Below are 1,686 nucleotides of genomic sequence, written 5' to 3'. Positions count from 1 at the left end.
AAAAAATAAGCCTGCAAATAAAAAGTCAAGCTAAATTTTAAAGAACATTGAAAAATTTATACAGGTTGAAAAGTGGGTATCAAAATAAGACCGCCAGGATATGCCGGTCTAAAAACAGGTTTTACGTGTTGGTTATTCCGATGCCGGAAGAGAAGCAAGATATTCTTTCACTCGCCCATAGTAAATACGTAAAAATTTATTGGCACCTGCGGTCATGTAAACATAGTAAGGTTTACCTTGTGCGCGCTTCTTGTCCATGAATAGATAAACGGGATCATCCGGTTTGGTTTTAATTAGAACATCCATGACCTGGTACAGTGTTTTGCGTAAAGCGGGTGAGCCATGCTTGGAAACATGCACACTCTTCTGAGAATAATCCCCGGAATCGTTCACACCGGGGTCTACTCCGGCAAATGCCGTGATAGCGCCCTTGTGGGTGAAACGTGCGACATCTCCGATCTCAGCCATAAGCTGGGGACCGAGAGAGGGGCCTACCCCCTTCATTGCCATAACAATCGGATATTCCGGCAGTTTAGCAGCGGTTTCATTCATCAGTATACGCAGTTGTTCCACGGTCTGTGAAGCGGCGTTTAATTGTTGTATTGCCTGTTTGATGATGCGTTTGGTAAAGTCATCCTTTGGAAGTACGGGAATCAGTTCCTTTGCTGTCTCGTAGATTTCTTCAGCTTTTAAACGGCTAAAGTTGTACTTCTTACGGCAACACCATTTTTGATAGTGCAGGGTAAAGGCATTGCAGGACATTTTGCGGACGCAATCGACATGCCAGTAAGTATCAAGGAAATCCACCCATTTCTGGCTGCCGTCCTCACGGGCAGGGCTGTCGAAGTAGGTGTTAGCTCCCGGATAGGCCAGATCGATCAGACCGATCAGGTTATTTTTCATGGCAGTCTTATGTTTCATGTAAAAATCGAACTGGCGGTTCATAGTTTTAAGCTGTGTGCGTAGTTCATCCATAAGAGTATACTGTTTCAAATTCGCCCAGTTGTCAAGAGTGTAGCGTGCGATTTTTATGGAATCTGCTTTATCGGTTTTTACTCTTCGAAGGGGATTGTCCTGGCCTTGAAAGCCATGGATGATCTGTGGATTAACAGCGCAGACGAAGAATCCGGCTTGAGAGAGTTGGCGGGCAACAGGTTCGTAGTAACGGCCCGTACATTCCATAACGATGCGTGTTTGGCCGTTTAAGGCTCTGATGTGTTGAATAAGAGGCTGGAAACAGCCTGATAGATGGGGAACATCAAAGGGACTGGCGACAACTTCACCGCCGGGACGTAGGATAGCCACGGTGCTCTTTCGTTTGGAAACATCAATACCTACTGCGTTCATGCTCATAAAAATGTCACTCCTTTATCTTAGGTAGCAATTGGTCAATACCAGTTTTACTCATTGCCCATTCAATCTACTGTGGTGTGACACGAACGCATTCCAAAGGACGGCTCAACCTGCATAAAACGAATGCTGCGAATGAAGAGCTGGTTAGCAGACTTATTTACGGGCGCAAAGCCCAAGGAGGAATCCGCTATACCGATTGCTCTTACATTCTAACAGCTTAAGCAACAAGATGGATAATTCCTTACTGGATGTAAGGGATATTAACCATAAATATATTGTAGTAGGACGGCTCAACCTGCATAAAACGAATGCTGCGAATGAAGAGCTGGTTAG

The 1,686-nt window shown here is 44.9% G+C and carries 1 protein-coding gene; it reads right to left on the bottom strand.

What is annotated here, in order from left to right; genetic code table 11:
- Positions 1-132 precede the first annotated feature (132 nt).
- Positions 133-1,347, bottom strand: a complete 1,215-nt coding sequence (locus tag HMPREF9469_RS13125) for an IS110 family RNA-guided transposase (RefSeq protein WP_166461760.1) — start codon at positions 1,345-1,347, stop codon at positions 133-135.
- Positions 1,348-1,686 lie beyond the last annotated feature (339 nt).

Origin of the sequence: [Clostridium] citroniae WAL-17108 (assembly GCF_000233455.1) — a bacterium.
GTDB lineage: Bacteria > Bacillota > Clostridia > Lachnospirales > Lachnospiraceae > Enterocloster > Enterocloster citroniae.
This window is presented reverse-complemented; position numbering and strand designations above follow the sequence as displayed.

Excerpts from the sequence above, each read along its gene's own strand:
- HMPREF9469_RS13125 (WP_166461760.1), bottom strand. The coding sequence starts at position 1,347 with ATGAACGCAGTAGGTATTGATGTTTCCAAACGAAAGAGCACCGTGGCT.